Source organism: Nocardia sp. NPDC057455 (assembly GCF_042802775.1).
Classification (GTDB): Bacteria; Actinomycetota; Actinomycetes; order Mycobacteriales; family Mycobacteriaceae; genus Nocardia.
The window spans coordinates 55,013-76,146 of the sequence record NZ_JBHVDM010000006.1 but is presented as its reverse complement, the minus strand read 5'-3'; the positions used below and the strand labels follow the sequence as shown (position 1 = coordinate 76,146).

The following is a 21,134-nucleotide window of genomic DNA, read 5'->3' as shown; positions in this document are numbered from 1 at the left end:
GCTGATGACGCACACGTGGAAGTTCACCGACCTCGAGTTCGTCGTGCTCTGGGAGGATTTCGGTGAGGTCGGCCTCCCGAGGCCGTTCTCCTTCACCAGTCGTACGCCGTTGTGGGACGACTATCTCGCGGAGAAAGCGCGGACCCGTGCCGCCCTGCTCGCCTCGTCGACTCCGGCGCGGAAAGAGATGCTCGACGATCTCTACCGTCCGGATATCCGTCTGCGCGTGCTCGGATTCGATGGACGCGATTACACGAACGTGGCGAACAACGTGCGTCTGATGGCGGCACGTCGCGCCGATCGCGGGTACCTGGTCACCCAATTGCCGGGAGAAACCGTCGGGCACAGTGGCGGATTCGCCGTCACCGAGTGTGCGGCGCTGGAATTGGCCGATGCCGTCGTGCGGGCGCTACCGGAAGCCGATTCGGGCAAGCGGGCCGATATCGTGCTCGCCGACGAAAACGAGGACCAGGACCTGGATTACGGTTATGGCGCCTCGGCGGTGCACGATTCGTTCCAGGGCTCCGTGCACGATCGCTCGGCTGATTTCCGCTCCGCTCCGGCCGAACGTTTCGGATTCATCGACGTGATTCAAGCGCACTCGATGTTCGGCCCGCGCGGGATGACCAGGCATCGCTTGAAATGGCGCGATCTCGTCGACGACGGCCGCTATCTGATCGATGACGGACACCCTCCGGTCGCGACCGCCGCCGATGGGCGACGGTTGGTTTCGATGATCAACGCGCGCATCGCCGAAGTCGTCCGCGCCATCAAAGACGAACGAGGATAAGGGGTTGGATCCGATGACCGCAGTGCAGCCGGGGCAGGCCGGCGAATTTCCCACGGAATTCTCGGCCACATCGCTCACGGGCTCGATTTCGGTGCGGACCAACGAAATGGGTCTACCGTTGGGAATCGAGGTCGACGCCGATCAATTGCGCCGAGATCCGGAAGTGTTGGCGGGCGAGGTCCTGCGGTTGTGCAAACAGGCGGCGAACCGTGCGGGCCTGGCACGGCGAGCGCAATTGCGGCAACTGGGATTCACCTCCGAGATGCTGGCCTTGACCGGCCTGCCTACCGAACAGCAGGTGGCGACGCAGGAGATCGTCGACGAGCAGGACTACGACACGGAACCACAGAGCTGGCTGCGATCAATCTGAGCGGCACGGGATTTCGGGAGGCCGACATGGTCGAAACAATGGACGAGCTCATTGCTCGGGTGCAGAATCAGCTTTACCGGCTTGCCGATCTCAATGACGCCATGAATGGTATCCGAGTAACCGAGACATCGCCCGACGGTGCGGTGACCGCGGAAGTGGACGGTAATGCCGCGTTGGTGGGCCTCAGTTTTACCGGTGCGGTATCGAAACTTTCGCCGGGAGAGTTCGAGAAAACGGTTGTGGACACCGCGCGAGCGGCCGCCCACAAGGCTTTCACGGAGCGCGGTGAACTCATCACCGCATTCAATGAGGAGGCCACCGGGTAGTCACCGGATGTTAACCACGTCGGGATCGCGATATGCGGTCATCGCTAGGTAGAGTTGAATACGAAACATCGGGGGATGTTTCGGGATTGGACGATGATCATGAGCCACATTGAAGTAGTCCCGGATGCGCTGCGTGTATACGGAGGCGAATCGGCGGCCATGGCCGCCGGTGTCGGCGCGATCGCGGCGACCGACCAAGCCGCGACGGTTGCCGCGGTGGTCCCGGTGTTCGGCCTGATCGGCCAAGAGTTCCTTGTCTCGTACGCCTTCGCGCAGGCCAACCACCTGTCGTCGGTGGCGCAGCTCGCCGCCGTGCACGCGGGCACCGCGTTGACGGCGCATCAGGCCGCCGCTACCTACGAGGGCACCGACACCGCGTCGGGCGCGGCCATCGGAGCGATCCGCTCGCGGTCATGACCACGCCAGGAGCCACTCCGTCGCCCGGCGCCGATCCGCTGGATCCGACAGTCCTGGAATTGTTGCGGGGCAGTGCTCTTGCGCCCATGCTGGACCTGCCGGTGAACGATGTCCTGCACAGCATGGGTCTGCCGCACCTGCCGGAGATGCCGGCCTTCGTGCAGTTGCCGGAGCTGCCGCCGCTGCCGACGATCGATCTCGGCGCGCTCATGCGCCCGCTGACCGATCTCGCCTCCGCGTTCGGTACCGGCCGGCTCGGCACACCTGCGCCGGTACCGGCCGGTGCCGCAGCCGCACCTGCGCCCCCGGTGGACCCGACTCAGTTGCTGCAGAACGTGTCCACCGTGATGCAGACCGTGATGCAGGTCGGCTCGTCCCTGGTGCAGACCTTGATGACGGTCTGGCAGGGCATGGCGGCGATGGAGGCCGCGAAGAAGGCCGGTGCGGCGCAGGCCGACGCGGATCAGCTCGCGGCGCAGAGCACCCAGGAGAAGTCGGTGCTCGCCGGCGCGGCGGGCAGCGTCTTCACCGGCGCGGGACTGATGGCGGCGGTGCTGGCGAAGTTCTCCACCACCATGGCCTTCGCGCCGCTGCTGGCGGCCTCACCGGGCGGCCAGGGCTTCCTGGTCGCCTCCGCGATCGAGGCGATGACCGAGGCGCTGGCGATCACCGCCGAGACGAAGGCCGAGATGGTCGGGCACAGCGCGAGTATGACGCAGGCCGGGCAGAAGGTTCCGATCACGAACGCGCCGACGGGTGTGAAGTCGGCCGAGCAGCTGACCCAGCTGATGAGCATGATCACGCCGCTGATCAGCACGGCAGGCCAGGTCGCCCAGTCGCTGGGACAGCTGGCGGCGGCGAATCCCTCGCTGCTGGCGCCGAAACCCATCAGCGCCCCCGGCGGCCATGAGGGCGCGGGTGAGCCCGAGGAAGGCAAGGAAGCCGGACAGGGCAAGGGCGCCGGTGGTGCGGGCGGCGCCGGTGGCATCGGCGGTGGCGTCCCCGGTGCGATCGCCGCAGCCGCCGCGCCGCTCAACCCTTGGCCGGGAACCCGGGTCGCAGGCGGCTCGCTCGGCAGCATCGGGGGTGTGCCCACGGCGGGTACCGGGCCCACCGCCTCCACCGCGACGAGCACCACCGCGGCGGGAACCGGGACGGGCACCGGATACATGCCGATGGGCGGTGCGGCCGCGGGTGGTGCCGGCCTGGCCCGCGAGGGCGAATCGACCACCGACGCGCTGCGCGGCCAGATGGTCACCGGCTCGCACGGTGATGAAGTGGTCGGCCGGATCGAAGGGGTCTCGCTGCCGGTGGTCGGCGCGGCCGACACGACATCGGAACCACCGCCGGATAAGGAACTCACGCTCTGACGCGAGTGCCGAGCAGTACACAGGAGGGTCTTATGAGTGACGGGCGTGAGGTGTACGACAGCGTGCAATTCGACTCGGTCACGGCGGGCAGGGCGTCATCCGGGATGGACGCGCTGGCCGACCGGTTGACGTCGGATCTGCGCTCCGCGGAGGAAGCGCTGACCGTCGTCCCGGCGGGTACCGACGAAGTCTCCGGCCGGGCCGCGCAGACCGCGAACGACGTGGCGTCGTCGTATCTGACCGGTGCGCAGGCCGGCGTGCACGAGTTGCGCAAGCTGGCGGCCGCGTTGCGGCTGCACTCGAACCAGTTCGACGGCATGGAATCGGCCAATACGGCGGATTTCGACACCACGGGCGGCCGGTCCGCCTGACCGTCCCCGGCGTCGTCGGGCAACCGAAAGGTCTTCCGCAGCAATGATCGAACCACCGCAGCCAGGTTTCACCGGCGTGGTGTGGCCCGCGCGACCGCCCGAGCGGCTCGCGCGCGATCTCACCACGGGGCCGGGCGCCGTGCCGATGGCCGAGGCCGTCGCCGCATGGTCGCGCCTCGCCGCGTCGTTCGGCGCCGCGGTGGTCGAGTACGAGAAGGTCCTCGCGGATATGCGCGGCGCGTGGCAGTCGGGACGCAGTGACGAAGTGATGCAACGCATTACGACGCTTCGGGACTGGCTGATCGACGCCGCGGCCGCGGCCGCGGCCAACGCCGCCCGGTTCCAGGCCCAGGTCGCCGCCTACGAGATCGCCCGGCTGGCGATGCCGAACACCGCCGACCTCGAATCCCTTCAACAGCTACAGCGAACGCTGGAGTCGATCGGCGGCATGGTGGGCGCGCCGATCCGGGCGATCGCCGCGGAGACGGACGCCGAGGCGGATGTGGCCAAGGCCGTGGCTTCGCGGGTCATGCAGAACTATGAAATGGCCACCGAACCCCTCGCCGTGCCGTGGCAGCAGCAGGAGCCGCCGGTGGTGGCGCCGGAGCAGGCGCTGACCGCCGAACGGACCCCCGCGTCGGCCGAGGCCGCGATGCCGCGCGGCGCCGCGCCGATCGGCGCGATGCCGATCGGAACGGTGCCTATCCCGGCGATGCCGCGAGTGCCTACCGCGTACCAGGCGCCGGTGTACGCCCAGTCGGCGGCGACAGCCGAAGTGGTGCCGCGCGCGCCGCAGGCCACGGTGAGCGCGGGCGGCCAGCCCGCTCCGCTCGTGCCCGGCGCGCTGGGACAAGCCGGAGCGGCCCAGGACACGGCTCGGTTTCCGCGCGCCGCCCTCCCCGCGGAGGCGAGCGATCAGATCGGATTCGAAGGCGGCATCCAAGCGGCGCCGGCGGTCCTCGGTGCCCCGGAGCCCGCGCCGCCCGCCGTGGCGCAGACGCAGACCAGCCCCGGGACGGGAGGTGCGGCGTGACAGCGCTGACGAACGACGCATTGCTCGTCGTCGCCGAGCGGCTCGGCGTGCAGACCCTGCCGCTGGTGCTCTCCGTTGGACCGCAACAGGATTCGATCGAGGAATATCGCGTCGCGCGGGAGCGGGCGATAACCGGTCTGCTCGGCGACGGCCTACTCGACGCCGAGGGCGAAGTCGAATCGGAACTGGCCGGCGCGCTGTTCGTCCTGGCGCAGCCGGATCGCGAGCTAGTCGCCCGAATCCATACCGAGGACGGTGCTCGCCGTTTCTGTCTGGCGCGCCGGGGAGAGCGGCACGCGCTGGCCGTGCGCTCGGGCGACAGCTTCGAGGTTCATCCGATCTGGGCCGACGGCTCGGATCTGTCGCTGGCTCGTCCGCTGCTGGCCGCGCTCGGCCCGTGCGAGCCCGCCGAGATCGCCGGATTCAGCACGCTCGCCGCCGAATTGGCCGACCGTCTGGACGCGGCCGGAGACTCCAGCGACTACGCGGACGCGATGTACGCCATCGGCGTCGGCGAGCGCGACGCCGCCGTGCTCGGGCTGGCTTTCGGCACCTGCCACGCCTACGCCGAGATCGTGGCCTACGCCCATCAGGACGGGCTGACCAGCAGGGCGCCCGGCGCGGCGGTGGTGTACGACACCGGCCGCGGGCGAATCGTCGCCGCTCCCATGATCTCGCCGGATCAGCAGATCTGGTCGACGGTCACGACGGGCACCGACCACCGGGTGACTCAGGCGGTCGCCACATTGCTGGAAGGGCTGCCCGGGGGGAGGTGGCTGCCACCGTAGCTCTCGGGTCGCAAGTACTCGGTTGCCTCATTGCTCGGTGAGATCGTCCGGATCTCACCACCACAAGTTCTGACGGAAGGATCTACGAAATGTCTTACACAACTCTCGGCGACGGCTCGGGCCAGACCTACGGTGTCGAAGAGGGCGGCATCGACAGCGTCGTCAGCCGCATGGAGGACTCGATCTCGACACTGCGCACCTCGATCAATCAGATCGACGAGTCGGTGCAGGCAGTCGCGCGCGGCTGGCAGGGTGACGCCCACCGCGAATTCAACACGGCGGCCACCGATTGGCACGACGAGGTCACCGCGCTCAACGGCAAGCTCGACCGGCTCTCGCAGGCCGTGACCTCGGGCAAGAACACCATTGTCGGCTCCGACCAGGGTGGTCTGTGACCCCTGGACGGTGTCGCCGTCCAGCCGGATCACCATTCCCACGACCAGAAGGAAACAACAATGACGATCAAGTACAACTCGCCCGCCATCACCGAGATGGTCGGTGACCTCAACCAGTACGGCTCCAATATGAAGGGGCAGATCGACGAGCTCAACGGCGCGGCCGCCGCGTTCCGCGAGAACCTGCAGGGTGAGCAGGCGGTCACGAACTTCGACACCGCGCACAAGAACCTGACCACCGAGCTGGAGGACACCCTCCAGAAGCTGGACAACCTCGCCGCGAAGGTGGAGAACGCGCTGGGTCGCGCCATCGAAGCCGACGGCAAGGTCGGCGACGGTTTCGCCGCTTTCTGATCGCGCGGTGACGAACGACGGCCGGCTGGAACGGTAAGGGTTCCAGCCGGCCGTTTCATGTGTTCACCGGTCAGCGCGCCGCGAGCGACTCCCCGATGTAGTGCATCTCGTCCGGGGTGGTGACCATGAGGACGGTCGCGCTTCGCGCGGCCGTACGCACCGTGATCCGGTTGGGCGCGGCCGGATCCTGCACCAGCGTGACGTCCGCATCGATCGACCCGCCGGGATCGTCCGGGCGCCGCACGTGCACGACCGTCGCGCCGCCCGCGTGCGCGATCGGCGGGATTCCGTCGAACACCAGCACCGTCGTGCTCGGATAGGGGGCGGCGGGCGGCGGCGGGGGAGCGGGTGGGTGGTAGCTGGCGCCCGCGGCTCGCGGTGCGATCGAAAGCACGTGCGGCGCACCGAGATTGGACACCATGGTATGCCATGCCTCGGGCCGGGCGGTGTGCACGATGGCATGTGCGCCGAGTGCGGTGGCGCGCAGAATCACCTGCTGGGCGAGATCCAGATTGCCGAGAACCTCGAGGTGCCGGGTGCCGTCGCCGATCAGCGGCACCGCGATGCCCTGGCCGCGCTCGTCGGCGCCGATGAGCTGACCGCAGCCCGCCGTCGGGACCGCGAACTCGGTGAGCGCGGTCAGGGTGCCGCGATAGGCGATGTCGCTGCCCCAGCGGCCCGCGTATCCGATGGGCAAGGTGTCCAACAGGATTCGCAACTGGTTGCCGACCAGCTCACGCAATCCGGGCAGCGGCGGTTCCTTCGGCGGCGCGACGGTATCGAAGCGGACGACGGCATTGAGCACCACGGTGTCGGTGAAATCGGTGTGCCGATCGTGCCTGCCCGCTCCCGGCCGCAAGCGCAGCGTCACCGTGGTGGACAAGCTGGGCACCGCCCAGATGCCGGCGAGTCCACGCGGGCCGATCATGTCGGCCGCGATCTGGTACTGGGTGAGGAAACGGCTTTGATACTCCAGCGATTTCGGGGACTCGACGAGCTGGTCGACATCGAAGCCGTGGGTGAGTTGGCGCACCGCGGTGTTCATCTCGGTGGCGGTCAGCACCGAGGCGGCGATGTCGTGCGCGGCGAGCCGGTTGGCGACCCGGCGGGTGGCGATGATCGCGGTGCGCAGCGCGCCGCTGCCACCGCCGCCGCGGTTGTCCACCGCTTCGGCGTTGGCCAGCGGATCCATCCGCAGCACCAGCCAGCAGGTGCGATGTGCGATGGCGGGCAACGGGCCGAGAATGCGGTCGTAGAGTTGTGCGGCCACGCCGGTGCCCGCGGTGCGCGCACCGGTACTGACCACGTCGATACTCGCGAGGGTCAGATCGAATTGATCGAGGCAGCGCGCGATCTCGGCGAGTGGGAGTAGTTGGTCGGTGCTGAGCGAACCGCGATCCAGCAGCGTCAACGTGTCCGGCGGCGGATCGATCCGGAGCATGGTGAGCAGCAGATCGCCGTCCCAGCGCACGCCGTAACCACCGCCCTCGGTGAGCGGCACATCGAGTGCCGGTGCCTGCGCGAGGCGTTCGGCCGGACGCGGACCCGGGCGCCTGCGGGCGATCGCGCTTCCGATGCGCGCGGCGGGAGTGTGGCCGCCGATCGGCGCGAGCCCGGCCAGCACGACCGCCGCGCCCGCGGCGATCGCGCCCCCTATCGAATCGCCGAGCGCGAGGACAATCCACGCGACGGCCGCGGCCGATAATGCGACGGGCACCATCACCCGGAGCGGAAAAATGCGAAACAACCAGAATTCCGGGTCTCGCAGAGTGTCATAGTCCGATCGGCGCTCATTTCTCGGAGGATCCGATATTTCGCCGACAGTTGCCCCGTTGTTCATCGTCTCGTTCACCGTTGTTCGCCCCTGCCTCGCCAAAGTGCGGCCGCCATCGATCGGCTTCGTATTCCATCGGTTCAGGGCCGTCGGTGAATTACGGTACCGTGTCGAAGAGAATGGTGATCGATAGCTCGATGGAGACCATGTGCCGGCACAGCTGACCACCCGCGCCCAGGTCAATGGATACCGATTTCTGTTGCGCAGGCTCGATCACGCGCTGGTGCGCCGTGACGTTCGCATGTTGCACGATCCGATGCGTTCCCAGATCCGCTCGCTGCTCGTCGGCGCGGTGCTCGGCGTGCTGGTGGTGGCCGGTGCGGCGATCTTGGCTTTCCTGCGCCCGCAGGGCGCGATCGGCGACGCCCTGATCGTGTCGGGGAAACAGAGTGGCGCGCTGTATGTGGTGGTGCAGGGCCAGGATGGCGACAAGACGCTGCACCCGGTGCTGAATCTGGCATCCGCGCGCCTGATCACCGGCGCCGACGCCGAACCGCACGCGGTGAAGGACGACAAGCTCAACGACCTGCCGCGCGGACCGCTGCTCGGCATTCCGGGCGCGCCCGGGGCCCTGCCGGGTTCCCGGCAGGGCAACAACTCCGAGTGGTCGCTGTGCGAGACCATCGCACTGTCCGAGGGCGGTAGCGCCGCCTCCTCGTCGGGTGGGACGACGACGGTGATCGCCGGGCGCCCCGCGCTCACCGACCGGATCAGAACCTCGTATCAGGACGAGGCGCTACTGGTCCGGCGCGGCGACAAGACCTACCTGGTCTACGACGGCAAGCGCGCCGAGGTCGACCCGGCGAATTCGGTGATGACCAGAGCATTGGACCTGAAATCGCACCGGCCCCGTCCGGTCGGCACCGGCTTGCTCGGTGCGACGACGCAGGTGCCCGCGCTCAGCCCACCGCAGATTCCCCGGGCGGGCGAGCCCGGCCCGGGCCCGTTGTCGAACATCCCGATCGGCGGCGTCATCTCGGTGTCCGGCGTGGGGCCGGACGGCAGTCCGGCGCTGTATGTCGTGCTCGCCGAAGGTCTGCAGCCGGTGTCCGCGTTCACCGCGCAAGTGATCAGATACGCCGATTCGCACGGCATGCGGGAGATCGCGACCATGCCACCCGATGTGCTGGATCGGCTTCCCGTGGTCCGGCAGTTGCCGCTCGACGACTTTCCGGTCCGGACACCGCGGATCCTTCCCGCCGAGGACGCGCCGGTGGCCTGTGTGGCCTGGGCGAAGTCGCCGGGCACCGTCCCCGGGCAGAGCGAGGACAACGTGGGCGACGGCCCCGGCGAACGCGCGGCGGTCAGCCTGCTCGTCGGCACCCGCTTGCCGATCGCGGAATCCGCGCAAGCCGTCGAGCTGTCCACCTCCGACCGTGTCGGCGACCGGGTCGACGCGGTCTACCTCGCACCGGGCTCGGGCGAGTTCGTCCAGGTGACCGGCATGGAGCCGGGTAGCCCGCGCCGCGACAGCCTGTTCTATGTCGCCGACACCGGTGTCCGCTACGGCATTCCGGACGCGGCCACCGCGAACGTGCTTGGGCTCGGTAGCACTCCGCGCCTCGCGCCCTGGGCGATCATCGGCCAGATGGTCCCCGGGCCCACGCTGTCGGCGCGAGACGCGCTGGTCAGCCACGATGCGCTGCCCAACCCATGACATGCGGCTGACCTCGGTCCGTTCAGCCGAAGGGGAGCCGACCTCGGTCCGTCCGACCGACGGCAGAGGCCGACCTCAGTCCGTCCAGCCGACGTTCAGCGTGCTGAGCAGGCCGGACAACGCCAGTTCCATGTCCGACGCCTCGATGCGGCGCAGCACCGCCTCATCGATGTCGGTGAGGTCCAGCGATTCGTCGTTGGCCAATCGGAATTCGCGCTCTTCCTCGGCCGCCTCGATCACGTTGCGGACGAATCGCCCGTTGCCCGCGAGGTCGACGCCGAGGCGCGGCTGACCGCTCTGGTCGGTGCTCTGCATCGCGTACAGGCGTTCGCAGGCCCGTACCAGCTGCTCGAGCGCGCCTTCGGACAGGTCCGAGTCGCGCTTACGCGCGATCACCTGGCCGATCCGCCCCAGCTCGTCGGGGGTGTAGGAGGGGAACTGCAACCGCTTCGAAAAGCGCGACGCCAAGCCGTCGTTGGCGGCCAGCAGCCGGTCGATCTCGCCGTCGTAGCCCGCGATGATCACCACGAGGCGATCGCGATCGTTCTCCATGCGCGCCAGCAGCGTGTCCACCGCTTCGCGGCCGAACGCGTCGCCGCCCTGCAGACCGGTCTGGATCAGCGTGTATGCCTCGTCGATGAACAGCACGCCGTCCATCGCGGTGTCGATCAGCTTCTCGGTCTTGATCGCGGTGCCGCCCAGGTTCTGGCTGACGAAGTCGACGCGCTTGGCCTCGACCACCTTGTCGGTCTTCAACAGTCCCACGCCGCAATAGATCTTCGCGACCACACGGGCGATGGTGGTCTTACCGGTGCCGGGCGGCCCGGTGAAGGCCAGGTGCTGGCCGCGCGGCTGGCTCGCCAACCCCTTCTCGGCCCGGATCTTCGCCAGCTGCGCCGACGACTGGAGCTTGGCCACCTGGGTTTTCACCGAGGCGAGACCGATCTGCGAATCCAGCTCGGCACGGGCCTCGACGAGGATCTTCTTCGCCCGGTCCTGGCTCTCGGCCTGCTCCATCTGCTCCATCGATGGCGAGGACGCCGGGTCCCACTTGTCGGTGCGCGCATCGATCACCTCGCGGCTGGTGACGGTGATCCGATAGGTGCGGTCGCGCATCGCCGCCGCGTTGGCCTCGAAATCCGGCGCCTGCGAGTACACCTTCTCGAACAGCGACTGAGCTTCCTCCTCGTTGCCCGATTCCCGCAGGCACAGACCGCGGCAGAACATCGCGGTGGAGCGGGCCGCCGGGATCGGGCCCGCTTCGGCCTGCTGCATCCGCCGGATCGCCTCGCCGAACAAGCCGAGCTGGGCGCACGCGGTGCCCACCATGACGTGCGCGCCCGCCGCCAGGTACGGGTCCTCCCAATCCGCCGAGCCGGCGAGCACCGCCATCACATCGGGCCAGCGCTGGGAGTTGTAGTGCAGTACGCCACGGACATACGCGCAGATGCGGTTGTCGATCTCGCCGTCGGGATTGCTCAACTGCCCACGGCGGAACGTGTCGAGCTCGTCGAGCACCCGCTCGGCCTCGTCGTACTCCTTGTCGGTGATCAGCTGGGACGCCCAGGCCAGCGTGATCTCGGTGTGGTTGGCCAGCGGGTAATCGATGTACAGGCCGGGCGCGAACCGGCCCGCGAGTTCACGCGGGCGCAGCCCGAGCCTGCGCTGCTCGCGATAGAGCGTGCTGGTACTGGTCTTGTACAGATTGAACAGAACGTCCTTGGTCAGCTCGCCCGCGGCGGCGCGGCCGAGCCACGCGTCGCACATGGTGGGATCCCACTCGGTGGCGCGCTGAAATGCCAGTTTCGCGTAGTCGAGATCACGTGCGGATTCTTGCCCCTCGATGGACAATCCGAGCGACAGGATTCCGGCATCGAATGCGCGTTGTGCTTGACGGTTGCCGGTCATTGCTGTCGAACCCCGAAATCTTCGTTTCTCGTAGTAGAGACGTTCATCTGGATACCAGACTACCGATCGCGCGGGGCCCGGTGCGTCCGTTACATTAGGTTCAGCTGCCGGGAGGTCGCAACGCAAGAGTCGGCTATGTGTAGAAGTGCTTGACGAGTGGTGAAGTCGTTCACTCAGGACGTGTTCCAGCAAATGTTGTCGATGTGTGATTCATTGTTCCGGATGAGGGCGGGGGATGGTTGCCGTTGATCGAGTCGGCGAGCGGTACACGTGCCACCGAGCCCGTTTTGAGCCGAGTTTCGGTCATCGGTGGAAACACTCAGGTCGATGTCGGACTCCCGGCCACCGTGCCGATCGCCACCTTCATCGGCGATCTGGTGGCGCTGATCGAATCGCGCAACCCGGAGCGGCCCGAGACCGAGGAGGAGTCGGCGCCGCTGGACGCGCGGCACTGGACGCTGGCCCGGCTCGGCCGGGAGGCGATCGCGCCGAGCCGCACGCTCACCGAGGCCGAGGTCTACGACGGTGAACTGCTGGTGCTGCGGTCGGTCGCCGCGAAGGAATCGCCCGCGCTGTTCGATGACGTCATCGACGCGGTCTCGCGACTGACCACAGAGGAATTCCAGAGCTGGTCCGGTCTGGCCGCCCGCTGGATGGGGCTGGTCGTGTCGGCGCTGACCGTGCTCGTGGCGCTGGCCGTGCTGGTGATTTCGCGCGGGAACGGCGATCCGCTCGCTCCCGCTTTCGCTCTGCTCGGCGCAGGCATCGCGGCATTCGTCGCGGCGGGCATCGCGGCACACCGGTACACCGACGCGGTGATCGCGACCTGGTTGTCGCTGGACGGACTGCTGCTGCTGTTCGGCGGCGCCGCGCTGCTGGTGCCGGGGACGCTCGGCAGTCCCCATCTGCTGCTGGGCAGTTCGGTGCTGCTGATCGCGGCGCTGGTGGGCTACCGGGTGACCGGCATCGGCGCGACGCTGTTCTCCTGCGCCGCAGCGCTTGCCGTCATCGCGGGCATCGCCGCGGCGATCTACCTGATCTGGCATCCGGGCCTGCCGAAGTTGTCGGCCGGTCTGCTGGTGGCGGGCATCGCGATCATCTCGGCGGTGCCGCGGCTGGCGGCGGTGCTCGCGCGGCTGCCGATTCCGCCGGTCCCGACCGCGGGTGGCGCGATCGACCCGGCCGACCACGAGCCGCGACCGACCATCGAGGGCATCGGCGTCATCGGCGCCAGCGCACTGCCCTCGGCGGCCGGACTCGGGGTACGTGCCCGCGCCGCCAATCAGTTCCAGTCCGGCCTGATCGCGGCGTGCACCGTGAGCGCTGTCATCGGCGCGTTCGGCGTGGCCGATCCGCTGAGTTCGGCGCGCTGGCAAGGGATCACGCTTGCCGTCGTAACCGCGATCATCCTCGCGCTGCGCGGCCGCTCGTTCGCCGATCTCACCCAGGCCGCGACGATGATCGCGGGCGGGTGCCTGACCTCCGTCGCGCTGACCGTCGGGTTCGCCGTGGGCGACTCGGAGTACACCCTGCTCGCGGCGGGCGTGTTGCTCGCGTTCGCGGCCGGTGTGATCGGCTTCGGGGTGATCGGTCCGCACATCGAGGTCACCCCGGTGACCAGGCGGATGATCGAGATCTTCGAGTACTTGCTGATCGTGTCGGTGATTCCCCTGGTGTTGTGGGTGATGAACGTCTACTCGATGGCCCGGAACATATGACCAGCAGCGCCTTCCGCCGGAGGATCATGCGGATAGTCTGCGCCGCAACGGTTGTCGGTGCCGGAGTCGGCACGCCCTGGCCGAGCGCGCAGGCGATCTCCCCGCCCGCGGTCGATCCCGGCGCACTCGGCGTCGCACAGGGTTTGAGCGTGCGGCCCGCGCCACTGGAGCCGACCGAACAGCGCGCCATGTGCGCCGAACCGCTGCTCACCGGTGCTCCGCCCAGCGAACCCCCGATGGCGCAACGAGTGCTGGATCTACCGTCGGCGTGGCAGTTCAGCCGCGGCGCCGGGCAGAAGGTGGCCGTCATCGATACCGGGGTGAATCCGCACCCGCGGCTGCGCTCGCTGCAACCGGGTGGTGATTTCGTCTCCGACGGCGACGGAACGGCCGACTGTGACGGTCACGGCACCCTGGTCGCCGGAATCATCGCGGCGCAACCGAGTCCCGGCGACGCCTTCGCGGGTGTCGCGCCCGATGCGGACCTGCTCACCATCCGGCAGCTGAGCCTGGCCTACGAACCGAAGGACCGGGGCCGGGACGATCCGCCGGGCAAGATCAGCAGCGACGGCTACGGCAGCGTGCTCACGCTGGCGGCGGCCGTCGTCCGCGCCGTCGATCTCGGCGCCACCGTCGTCAACATCTCCGAAGTCGCTTGCACCGCAGCGGGATCGGACACCGCCGACGGCTCGCTCGGCGCGGCGGTGAAGTACGCCTACGACCGCAACGTCGTCGTGGTCGCGGCCGCGGGCAACCTGCAACCCGACGGCGCGTGCTCGAAACAGAACGAGGGCTCCGGGTGGAGTTCGGTGACCACCGTCGCGAGCCCGGCCTGGTTCACGCCCTACGTGCTCTCGGTGGGCTCGGTGGATTCGACGGGCCAGGTGTCCGAGCTGTCGCTGCACGGCCCATGGGTGGCCGTCGCGGCGATCGGCCGCAATATCGTGTCGCTGGACAGCAAACCCGGCGCCACCGGGCTGGTCGACGGCGTGCAGACCACCGAGGGGATCAGGGCCGTGGAAGGCACCAGCTTCGCGGCACCCTACGTGGCCGGGCTGGCCGCGCTGGTGCGGGCACGTTTCCCGGAACTCACCGCACAGCAGGTGATGGACCGCATCATCCGCACCGCGCACGGACCGGGCACCGGACGCGACGACCGGATCGGGCACGGCCTGATCGATCCGCTCGCGGCGCTGACCGCGCAACTGCCGGAGAAGCCGGTGAGCGTGGGTGCCGACACCGCGCGCGCTGTCGCCGCGCCGGTGCTCGCGCCGGGCCCGGACCCGCGGCCGCGCCGGATCGCCGTCGTCGGCTCCATCCTCTGCCTGGCCTGCCTCGCCATCGGTATCGCGGTAGCGATCCCGTTCCGCCGGTCCGGGCCGGACCTGAACGCGGAATTCGATCCGTAGCGCGAGCGACATATCCACCGCTCGCCGCCGACCGAACGAAGGAACCATGGCTACCGAAGGCTTTGTGCGCCGCCCCCGCATCGCACCGCCCCGGGCACCCGGCGGCGAGGTGGCGCTGACCGCTCCACCGGAGATCGCACGCGCGCTGCCCGCGCCGCTGATGATGAAGCTGATGCCGATCGTCATGGTGGTCGCGGTGGTCGGCATGATCGCGATGATGGCGATGATGGGCCGCAACCTGCTGGCCAATCCGTTGACGATGATGTTCCCGATGATGATGCTCATGTCGATGGTCGGCATGATGGCCGGCTTCCGGGGTGGCGGGCCCAAACGCGCGGTCGAGCTCAACGAGGAACGCAAGGACTATTTCCGCTACCTGGATCAGGTCCGCAAGGAGGTGCGTCGCACCGGCGGCAAGCAACTGGAGACGCTCCGATGGAGTCATCCCGAACCGGCCGACCTGCCCTCCCTGATCGGTACCAGGCGGATGTGGGAGCGCAGGCCGAACGATCCCGACTTCGGGCACGTGCGCGTCGGGGTGGGCAGTCATCGGCTGGCCACCAAACTGGCCCGTCCGGAGACGGGCCCGCTGGAGGATCTGGAACCGGTGTCCACCGTGGCGCTGCGCCGCTTCGTGCGCACCCACTCGGTGGTGCACCGCTTGCCGACCGCCGTGTCGTTGCGCGCGTTTCCCGCCATCAACATCAGCGGCCCGAGCGCGGACGCGCACATGCTGGTGCGGGCCATGCTGATGGAGCTGGCCGCCTTCCACGGTCCCGACCATCTCGCGATCGCGATCGTCTGCTCGGACCCGGACGGCCCGGCCTGGTCCTGGGCGAAATGGCTGCCGCAGCTGCAACATCCCACGCAGCGCGACGGCATGGGCTCGGCCCGGATGATGTACCACTCGCTCGGCGAGCTGGAGACGGCGTTGGCGGCCGAGCTGCTCGAGCGCGGCCGGTTCATGCGCAACCCCCAGCCGACCCAGGGGAGGCTGCACCTGGTGGTCGTCATCGATGACGGCTACGTCAGCGGCAGCGAACGGCTGGTCAGCGAATCGGGCCTGGATTCGGTGACCGTGCTGGACCTCACCGCGCCGGAGGGCGGTCTCGCGGCGCGGCGCGGACTGCAACTGGTCGCCGCCGACGGCGAGGTGGCCGCGCGCAGTGCGGCCGGAGTGGAGAAGTTCGCCACCGCCGACGAGGTGAGCACGGCCGAGGCCGAGTCCTTCGCCCGCTCGCTGGCCAGGTACCGGCTCGCGACGGCGGCGCAGATCGTCAGTCTCGGTGAGGGAACCACAACCGACCCGGGACTGATGGCGCTGCTGAAGATCCCGGACGCCGCTCAGATCGATCCGGCGAGGGTGTGGCGTCCGCGCACCGGCCGGGAGCGGCTGCGGGTGCCGATCGGCATCACCCCCGACGGCACGCCGGTGGAGATCGACATCAAGGAATCGGCCGAGAACGGCATGGGCCCGCACGGCCTGTGCATCGGCGCCACCGGCTCCGGAAAGTCCGAATTTCTTCGTACCTTGGTGCTTTCGCTGGTCACCACACATTCGCCGGACGCGCTGAACCTGGTGCTGGTCGACTTCAAGGGCGGCGCGACCTTCCTCGGCCTGGACTCGCTGCCGCACGTCGCCGCGGTGATCACCAACCTGGAAGAGGAACTGTCGCTGGTCGACCGCATGAAGGACGCGCTCGCCGGCGAGATGAACCGCCGCCAGGAATTGCTGCGCTCGGCGGGCAACTACGCCAACGTCACCGACTACGAGAAGGCGCGCGCCGCGGGCGTACCGCTCGACCCACTGCCCGCGCTGTTCATCGTGGTCGACGAGTTCTCCGAATTGCTCTCGCAGAAGCCGGACTTCGCCGAACTGTTCGTGATGATCGGCCGGTTGGGCCGGTCACTGCACGTGCACCTGCTGCTGGCCTCGCAGCGCCTGGAGGAGAACAAGCTGCGCGGGCTGGAGTCGCATCTGTCCTACCGCATCGGCCTGCGCACGTTCTCGGCGAACGAATCGCGGGCGGTGCTCGGCATCACCGACGCCTATCACCTGCCGAGCGTGCCCGGTTCCGGGTATCTGAAGAGCGATGCGTCGGATCCGTTGCGGTTCAACGCCAGTTACGTGTCCGGCCCGTACGTCGCGCCGCAGGGAACGGTGACCGGCGAGGACGGCAGTCCGGTCGCCGGCCATCGGCCCGCCTTGTTCACCGCCGCACCGGTGGAATCGCCCGAGCCGATCGACACCGAGGCCGAGGCGGCGCCGTCGAACCCGCTGCTGGAGCTGCCGCCGCCACCGTCGGCCGTCGGGGGCGTGCCCGGCGCCGACGAGGGCATCCCGGACACGCTGCTCGACGTGGTAGTCAAGCGGCTCACCGGGCACGGCCGCCCGGCGCACGAGGTGTGGTTGCCGCCACTGGACGAATCCCCCACGGTGGACATGCTGCTGCCGGACCCGGACTGGCGTTCCCCGGTCAACCGGCACGGACAGTTGTGGATGCCGATCGGCGTCATCGACAAGCCATACGAGCAGCGGCGCGACGTGCTCACCATCAATCTGGCCGGCGCACAGGGCAATGTCGCGGTGGTCGGCGGCCCGCAGTCCGGCAAGTCGACGACCTTGCGCACCATCATCCTGGCGACCGCGGCCACGCACACCCCCGAACAGGCGCAGTTCTACTGCCTGGACTTCGGTGGCGGAAGCATGGCCGGCCTGTCCGGCGTGCCGCACGTGGGTTCGGTGGCGGGCCGCCTCGACGGTGACCGGGTGCGCCGCACCATCGCCGAACTCACCACGCTCCTGCGTCAGCGCGAGGAGCGGTTCGCCGCCCTCGGCATCGAGTCGATGGCCGAGTTCCGGCGACGCAGATTCGGTGCGGGACAGCGCGTTCCGGACGGCGCGGCCGGGCCTTCCGACCCCTTGGCCGACGACAAGTTCGGCGACGTCTTCCTGGTGATCGACGGCTGGGCCGCGATCCGCGAAGAATTCGACATGCTGGAGCCGCAGATCAACGCCATCGCGGCGCAGGGTTTGTCGTTCGGCATCCACCTGATGATCGGCGCCGCGCGCTGGGCCGAGATCCGTCCGGTGGTCAAAGATCAGATCGGCACCCGCATCGAGCTGCGGCTCGGCGATCCGTCGGACTCGGAGATGGGCAGGCGCACCGCGCATCAGGTTCCGGTCGGCCGTCCCGGGCGCGGTCTGACCCCCGACCAGCTGCACATGTTGATCGCCCTGCCGCGCCTGGATTCCGATTCCGAGCCCGGCAGTATGGCCGAAGGTGTCGCGCGAGCGCGGGCCGAACTCGAGCAGCAGTACCCGAGCAGTCGTGCACCGGAAGTGCGCATGCTGCCGCTGCGCTTCGGCAGGGACGAGCTGATGGCCTCGGCGAAGGCCCAAGGCATCGAGTTGAGCCCCACCCGGGTCGTCGTCGGTCTCGGCGAGGCCGAATTGCAGCCGCTGGTGCTGGATTTCGGCGCCGAACCGCATTTCATGGCGTTCGCGGACGTGGAATGCGGCAAGACCACACTGCTGCGCAACATCGTGATGGGGGTGGTCGAGCAGTCCACCACCGAGCAGGCCAGGATCATCATGGTCGACTACCGCCGGACCATGCTCGGCGTGGTCGAGGGCGACCACTTGGCCGGATACTCCACTTCCTCGCAAACCTGTGGTCCGATGATCCAGGAGGTGGCCGGGTATCTGGCCAAGCGGATTCCCGGTTCGGACATCACCCCGCAGCAACTGCGCGAACGCAGTTGGTGGAGCGGCCCGGAGATCTACATCGTGGTCGACGACTACGACATGGTGGCCACCGGCACCGGCATGAATCCGTTCGCGCCGCTGCTGGAATACCTGCCGCAGGCCCGCGATATCGGCATGCATCTGGTCGTCACGCGCCGCAGCGGCGGAGTCTCGCGGGCGCTCTACGACCCGATTCTCGGCACCATGAAGAACATGTCGGTGGAGACGTTGATCATGAGCGGGTCGCGGGACGAGGGCAAGCTGATGGGCGACGTACGGCCGAGCAAATTGCCTCCCGGCCGCGGAACCCTGGTCTCGCGCAGCAAAGGTATCGAGATGGTGCACATCGCGCATCTGCCGCCGGTCTGATCGGTCCCACCGTGGAAACCCGTCGCGCGCCGTATACCTCCGGCGCGCACCGGGCGGCCCGCCACGGACGCACCGCGGTCGGTCCGAACCGTCTTCTTCTCCTGTAGTGGGTAGCTCGCGAAGACTCGGACCGCATGCGCGCCGCCCGTGCGCGCTTCGAGTCAGTTGTTCGGCAATGGGGTGTGCGAGAACGCCGAAGGGGCCGCATGCGCGACTGCCGGGACCGGCACCGGTAGTTCGTCGTCCCAGCTGTCGACCCGTCGCTCGAACAGCGCGCGGGACGGTCCCAGCGCGAGCGGCCCCGCGATACGCGCCAAGCGGAACCCCGCCGAGCGGTAGTAGTCGTGCAGGTCGGTATTGGTGGTCCAGGCGTCCAGCCGAACCCACTCACGTTGCTGGTGGCGAGCGAGCATTCCGGCATGGGCGAGCATCCGGTGACCGACGCGATGACCCGCGAATCGCAGGTCCACGATCATGAAATGGACGATCACCGCGCCGTCGAGTTCCCACCGCGACCACAGCCCGGCGTCGGCGCGGTTGTTGACCGTGATGGTTCCCGCGGGCTCGCCCGCGATCTCGGCGATCCAGGTCTCGCCGGCGTCCAGCGAGCATCCGACGGCGCGCGCGAAGATCTCGATGGGCAGGCCGCGTCCGGCGACCGTCCACTGGTCGGAACCGCGCGCGGTGAGCCACGCCGTGCGCTGCACGCGCAGGCGGCAGATCATGCCGAGATCTCCTATTGTTGCCTGGCGCAGCGCGATCGTCATGGGCTAAGCCGAAACGGACCCGGGCGGATTGGCCAGCGTGGTCCGGATGACCGCGGTGCCTTCGGCGTCGCCGAGTTCGTAGGCGAGGCGATTGCCGGTCGCCAGTGAGCGATGCCGCGTGGCGCGCGTGACCCGCTCGTGGGTGGCGCCGATACGCAGGTGGTCGAGCAGGATGGTGCCGGTGGCGACGCCGAGCACCAAGGCTTCCTCCGCACTGGCCGGCCGTGCGACGAGGGTGTCGCGGTGCGCGGTCTCGGCATGCCCCCGGTCGGCGAGGCGGCGGGTGGTGCCCTCCGGAATATCGTGCGGGGAGTCGATTCCGGTGGCCTCGGCCAGCTCCCGCGGATAGAAGCTGACCTCCCAGGACCACGGTTCGTGGTCGAGATACTGGACCACCGTCCTGGCCAGCACCCAGGAATCGGGCGGTACACCCAGCCAAGTCGCGACTTCGGGGCTGGCCGGCTCCATCTTCGCGCTGAACTCCTTCGACGGTTCCCGGCTCGCGGCCCGCGCGATCTCCTCGAAGATGTCGTGCGGGGTCTGCGGCCGGTCGGGACGGATAGAGTCGGTGACCACGGATTCCAGAACTTCTTGGTTTCGAACGATCGTGCCGCGGGAAGTAGCTGTGTAGACCAGATTTTCGGTCACCAGCACCTGGATCGCATTGCGAGCGGTGGTTATCGAGACCTGCATCTGATCGGCAAGCTCGGAATGACTGGGCAGTCGCTCGCCCGGTTTCCACTTCGCTGCGCGGATCTCCTCGCGGAGGAGGTCTGCGATCCGGTGATACGTCGGACCGTCCGCCATCTTGCTCCTCGGTTGGTCATGCAGGTAACGAAGTGTACTCTTCGTGACTCCCTACGGCCGGGTAACGCTTGACAGGTGCCTTCAGAGGTTTATTGTAATGAAGTCCTGATCCGGTGTTGTGCGGCGATGACGGCGAGGCAACGTGGCAGGTTCGGATACAACGGTCGTAATGGCCCTCCCCGGCACATCGAGGTGTGTCGATCCTTCGGTGCGCTCTTCGGCATCGGGATTGCTTCCCACGTCCGACCTATTGGTTCGGGCGTGTCGCGGGCACCGGGTAGTCGGTGGCCCGCTCTTGTGGTTCGCTCGTGATCTGGCAGTGCTACATGAGCGCCGCCTGGTCGGCCGCGGTGGATCGGTGGATACCGCCGTCGCGGTGATCCGCGAAATCGAGCGTCGCAGAGTCGAATTGGTGATGGCGATCGACGACTGGGTGATGCGCAGCGTGCCGCAGCATCGGCTCGGCGCCACGCTGCACACCGAAACGGTGGGCGCGGTGATCGATCGCCTCGCCGAATCGTCGGTGCGCGCGCACCACGCGTTGATGACTCTGAACGCCCACGACGAGCTGTTGCACAACGCGTGGCATCATCTCGCCGAACTCGCGGACGCCTACGACGATCTGGTGCGCGACGTCATGGCGGGCAGGCGGCGTCTGCCCGAGTGGTGAGCGGCTGATCCGTTCGCCCTTCTTGCCCGCCGG

The 21,134-nt window shown here is 68.4% G+C and carries 19 protein-coding genes; 15 read left to right on the top strand and 4 right to left on the bottom strand.

The genetic code is table 11. The features are described 5' to 3' along the window. The first annotated feature begins 4 nt into the window (after nucleotides 1-4). From ACFU5M_RS04075 to ACFU5M_RS04030, 10 genes are all read left to right on the top strand, one after another. A complete protein-coding gene (locus ACFU5M_RS04075; RefSeq protein ID WP_379043338.1) occupies nucleotides 5-790 on the top strand; it encodes an ESX secretion-associated protein EspG in 786 nt (261 codons plus the stop codon). Nucleotides 791-803: 13 nt separating this feature from the next. Next, the gene (locus ACFU5M_RS04070; protein WP_379043335.1) at nucleotides 804-1,160 is read left to right on the top strand and encodes a hypothetical protein; all 357 of its coding nucleotides are present in this window, start codon (nucleotides 804-806) and stop codon (nucleotides 1,158-1,160) included. A gap of 38 nt (nucleotides 1,161-1,198) precedes the next feature. Further along, nucleotides 1,199-1,486, top strand: a complete 288-nt coding sequence (locus ACFU5M_RS04065) for a YbaB/EbfC family nucleoid-associated protein (RefSeq protein ID WP_379043332.1) — start codon at nucleotides 1,199-1,201, stop codon at nucleotides 1,484-1,486. Nucleotides 1,487-1,585: 99 nt separating this feature from the next. Continuing rightward, nucleotides 1,586-1,903, top strand: a complete 318-nt coding sequence (locus ACFU5M_RS04060; protein WP_379043329.1) for a type VII secretion target — start codon at nucleotides 1,586-1,588, stop codon at nucleotides 1,901-1,903. Next, nucleotides 1,900-3,273 (top strand): hypothetical protein, encoded by a 1,374-nt coding sequence (locus ACFU5M_RS04055; RefSeq protein ID WP_379043326.1) that lies wholly within the window; start codon nucleotides 1,900-1,902, stop codon nucleotides 3,271-3,273. Before ACFU5M_RS04060 ends, ACFU5M_RS04055 begins: the two co-directional genes overlap by 4 nt. A 32-nt stretch (nucleotides 3,274-3,305) precedes the next feature. Next, the gene (locus ACFU5M_RS04050; protein ID WP_379043323.1) at nucleotides 3,306-3,644 is read left to right on the top strand and encodes a PE family protein; all 339 of its coding nucleotides are present in this window, start codon (nucleotides 3,306-3,308) and stop codon (nucleotides 3,642-3,644) included. Between the two features lie 43 nt (nucleotides 3,645-3,687). Next, nucleotides 3,688-4,677 (top strand): PPE domain-containing protein, encoded by a 990-nt coding sequence (locus ACFU5M_RS04045; RefSeq protein ID WP_379043320.1) that lies wholly within the window; start codon nucleotides 3,688-3,690, stop codon nucleotides 4,675-4,677. Next, the gene (locus tag ACFU5M_RS04040) at nucleotides 4,674-5,465 is read left to right on the top strand and encodes an ESX secretion-associated protein EspG (protein WP_379043317.1); all 792 of its coding nucleotides are present in this window, start codon (nucleotides 4,674-4,676) and stop codon (nucleotides 5,463-5,465) included. Before ACFU5M_RS04045 ends, ACFU5M_RS04040 begins: the two co-directional genes overlap by 4 nt. 89 nt (nucleotides 5,466-5,554) lie before the next feature. Further along, nucleotides 5,555-5,860, top strand: coding sequence for a WXG100 family type VII secretion target (locus ACFU5M_RS04035; RefSeq protein ID WP_043687506.1), 306 nt, complete (start codon nucleotides 5,555-5,557; stop codon nucleotides 5,858-5,860). Between the two features lie 60 nt (nucleotides 5,861-5,920). After that, nucleotides 5,921-6,214: a WXG100 family type VII secretion target gene (locus ACFU5M_RS04030; protein ID WP_379043314.1), complete on the top strand. Its 294-nt coding sequence runs from the start codon at nucleotides 5,921-5,923 to the stop codon at nucleotides 6,212-6,214. A 70-nt stretch (nucleotides 6,215-6,284) separates the two neighbouring features. Here ACFU5M_RS04030 and eccE read toward each other — a convergent pair whose 3' ends face one another. Beyond that, nucleotides 6,285-7,934, bottom strand: coding sequence for a type VII secretion protein EccE (gene eccE, locus ACFU5M_RS04025; protein ID WP_379043311.1), 1,650 nt, complete (start codon nucleotides 7,932-7,934; stop codon nucleotides 6,285-6,287). A gap of 262 nt (nucleotides 7,935-8,196) precedes the next feature. Between eccE and eccB the strand changes: the two genes are divergently transcribed. After that, a complete protein-coding gene (gene eccB / locus ACFU5M_RS04020; RefSeq protein WP_379043308.1) occupies nucleotides 8,197-9,705 on the top strand; it encodes a type VII secretion protein EccB in 1,509 nt (502 codons plus the stop codon). 75 nt (nucleotides 9,706-9,780) lie between these two features. On the opposite strand, the gene eccA is transcribed toward eccB, so the two are convergent. Next, nucleotides 9,781-11,613, bottom strand: a complete 1,833-nt coding sequence (eccA, locus tag ACFU5M_RS04015; protein ID WP_379043428.1) for a type VII secretion AAA-ATPase EccA — start codon at nucleotides 11,611-11,613, stop codon at nucleotides 9,781-9,783. Nucleotides 11,614-11,900: 287 nt separating this feature from the next. Here eccA and eccD point away from each other — a divergent pair, with 287 nt between their 5' ends. From eccD to eccCa, 3 genes are read left to right on the top strand one after another with little or no spacing between them, the layout of a single operon-like run. Further along, entirely contained in the window at nucleotides 11,901-13,331 is a 1,431-nt protein-coding gene (gene eccD / locus ACFU5M_RS04010; RefSeq protein ID WP_379043305.1) for a type VII secretion integral membrane protein EccD, read from the top strand. A gap of 26 nt (nucleotides 13,332-13,357) precedes the next feature. Next, on the top strand, nucleotides 13,358-14,740 hold the full coding sequence (gene mycP, locus ACFU5M_RS04005) for a type VII secretion-associated serine protease mycosin (protein ID WP_379043302.1): 1,383 nt from the start codon (nucleotides 13,358-13,360) through the stop codon (nucleotides 14,738-14,740). Between the two features lie 46 nt (nucleotides 14,741-14,786). Next, the gene (eccCa, locus tag ACFU5M_RS04000) at nucleotides 14,787-18,857 is read left to right on the top strand and encodes a type VII secretion protein EccCa (protein ID WP_379043299.1); all 4,071 of its coding nucleotides are present in this window, start codon (nucleotides 14,787-14,789) and stop codon (nucleotides 18,855-18,857) included. A 161-nt stretch (nucleotides 18,858-19,018) separates the two neighbouring features. On the opposite strand, the gene ACFU5M_RS03995 is transcribed toward eccCa, so the two are convergent. Beyond that, on the bottom strand, nucleotides 19,019-19,624 hold the full coding sequence (locus ACFU5M_RS03995) for a GNAT family N-acetyltransferase (RefSeq protein ID WP_379043296.1): 606 nt from the start codon (nucleotides 19,622-19,624) through the stop codon (nucleotides 19,019-19,021). A gap of 3 nt (nucleotides 19,625-19,627) precedes the next feature. Continuing rightward, nucleotides 19,628-20,431, bottom strand: coding sequence for a GntR family transcriptional regulator (locus tag ACFU5M_RS03990; RefSeq protein ID WP_379043293.1), 804 nt, complete (start codon nucleotides 20,429-20,431; stop codon nucleotides 19,628-19,630). A 358-nt stretch (nucleotides 20,432-20,789) separates the two neighbouring features. Between ACFU5M_RS03990 and ACFU5M_RS03985 the strand changes: the two genes are divergently transcribed. After that, a complete protein-coding gene (locus ACFU5M_RS03985; protein ID WP_245548824.1) occupies nucleotides 20,790-21,101 on the top strand; it encodes a DUF4254 domain-containing protein in 312 nt (103 codons plus the stop codon). Nucleotides 21,102-21,134 lie beyond the last annotated feature (33 nt).

Excerpts from the sequence above, each read along its gene's own strand:
- ACFU5M_RS04065 (WP_379043332.1), top strand. The coding sequence starts at position 1,199 with ATGGACGAGCTCATTGCTCGGGTGCAGAATCAGCTTTACCGGCTTGCC.
- ACFU5M_RS04050 (WP_379043323.1), top strand. The coding sequence starts at position 3,306 with ATGAGTGACGGGCGTGAGGTGTACGACAGCGTGCAATTCGACTCGGTC.
- eccE (WP_379043311.1), bottom strand. The coding sequence starts at position 7,934 with ATGGTGCCCGTCGCATTATCGGCCGCGGCCGTCGCGTGGATTGTCCTC.
- ACFU5M_RS04030 (WP_379043314.1), top strand. The coding sequence starts at position 5,921 with ATGACGATCAAGTACAACTCGCCCGCCATCACCGAGATGGTCGGTGAC.
- ACFU5M_RS04060 (WP_379043329.1), top strand. The coding sequence starts at position 1,586 with ATGAGCCACATTGAAGTAGTCCCGGATGCGCTGCGTGTATACGGAGGC.
- ACFU5M_RS04045 (WP_379043320.1), top strand. The coding sequence starts at position 3,688 with ATGATCGAACCACCGCAGCCAGGTTTCACCGGCGTGGTGTGGCCCGCG.
- ACFU5M_RS04055 (WP_379043326.1), top strand. The coding sequence starts at position 1,900 with ATGACCACGCCAGGAGCCACTCCGTCGCCCGGCGCCGATCCGCTGGAT.
- ACFU5M_RS04070 (WP_379043335.1), top strand. The coding sequence starts at position 804 with ATGACCGCAGTGCAGCCGGGGCAGGCCGGCGAATTTCCCACGGAATTC.
- ACFU5M_RS03990 (WP_379043293.1), bottom strand. The coding sequence starts at position 20,431 with ATGGCGGACGGTCCGACGTATCACCGGATCGCAGACCTCCTCCGCGAG.
- ACFU5M_RS03995 (WP_379043296.1), bottom strand. The coding sequence starts at position 19,624 with ATGACGATCGCGCTGCGCCAGGCAACAATAGGAGATCTCGGCATGATC.
- ACFU5M_RS04075 (WP_379043338.1), top strand. The coding sequence starts at position 5 with ATGACGCACACGTGGAAGTTCACCGACCTCGAGTTCGTCGTGCTCTGG.
- ACFU5M_RS04035 (WP_043687506.1), top strand. The coding sequence starts at position 5,555 with ATGTCTTACACAACTCTCGGCGACGGCTCGGGCCAGACCTACGGTGTC.
- mycP (WP_379043302.1), top strand. The coding sequence starts at position 13,358 with ATGCGGATAGTCTGCGCCGCAACGGTTGTCGGTGCCGGAGTCGGCACG.
- eccCa (WP_379043299.1), top strand. The coding sequence starts at position 14,787 with ATGGCTACCGAAGGCTTTGTGCGCCGCCCCCGCATCGCACCGCCCCGG.
- eccA (WP_379043428.1), bottom strand. The coding sequence starts at position 11,613 with ATGACCGGCAACCGTCAAGCACAACGCGCATTCGATGCCGGAATCCTG.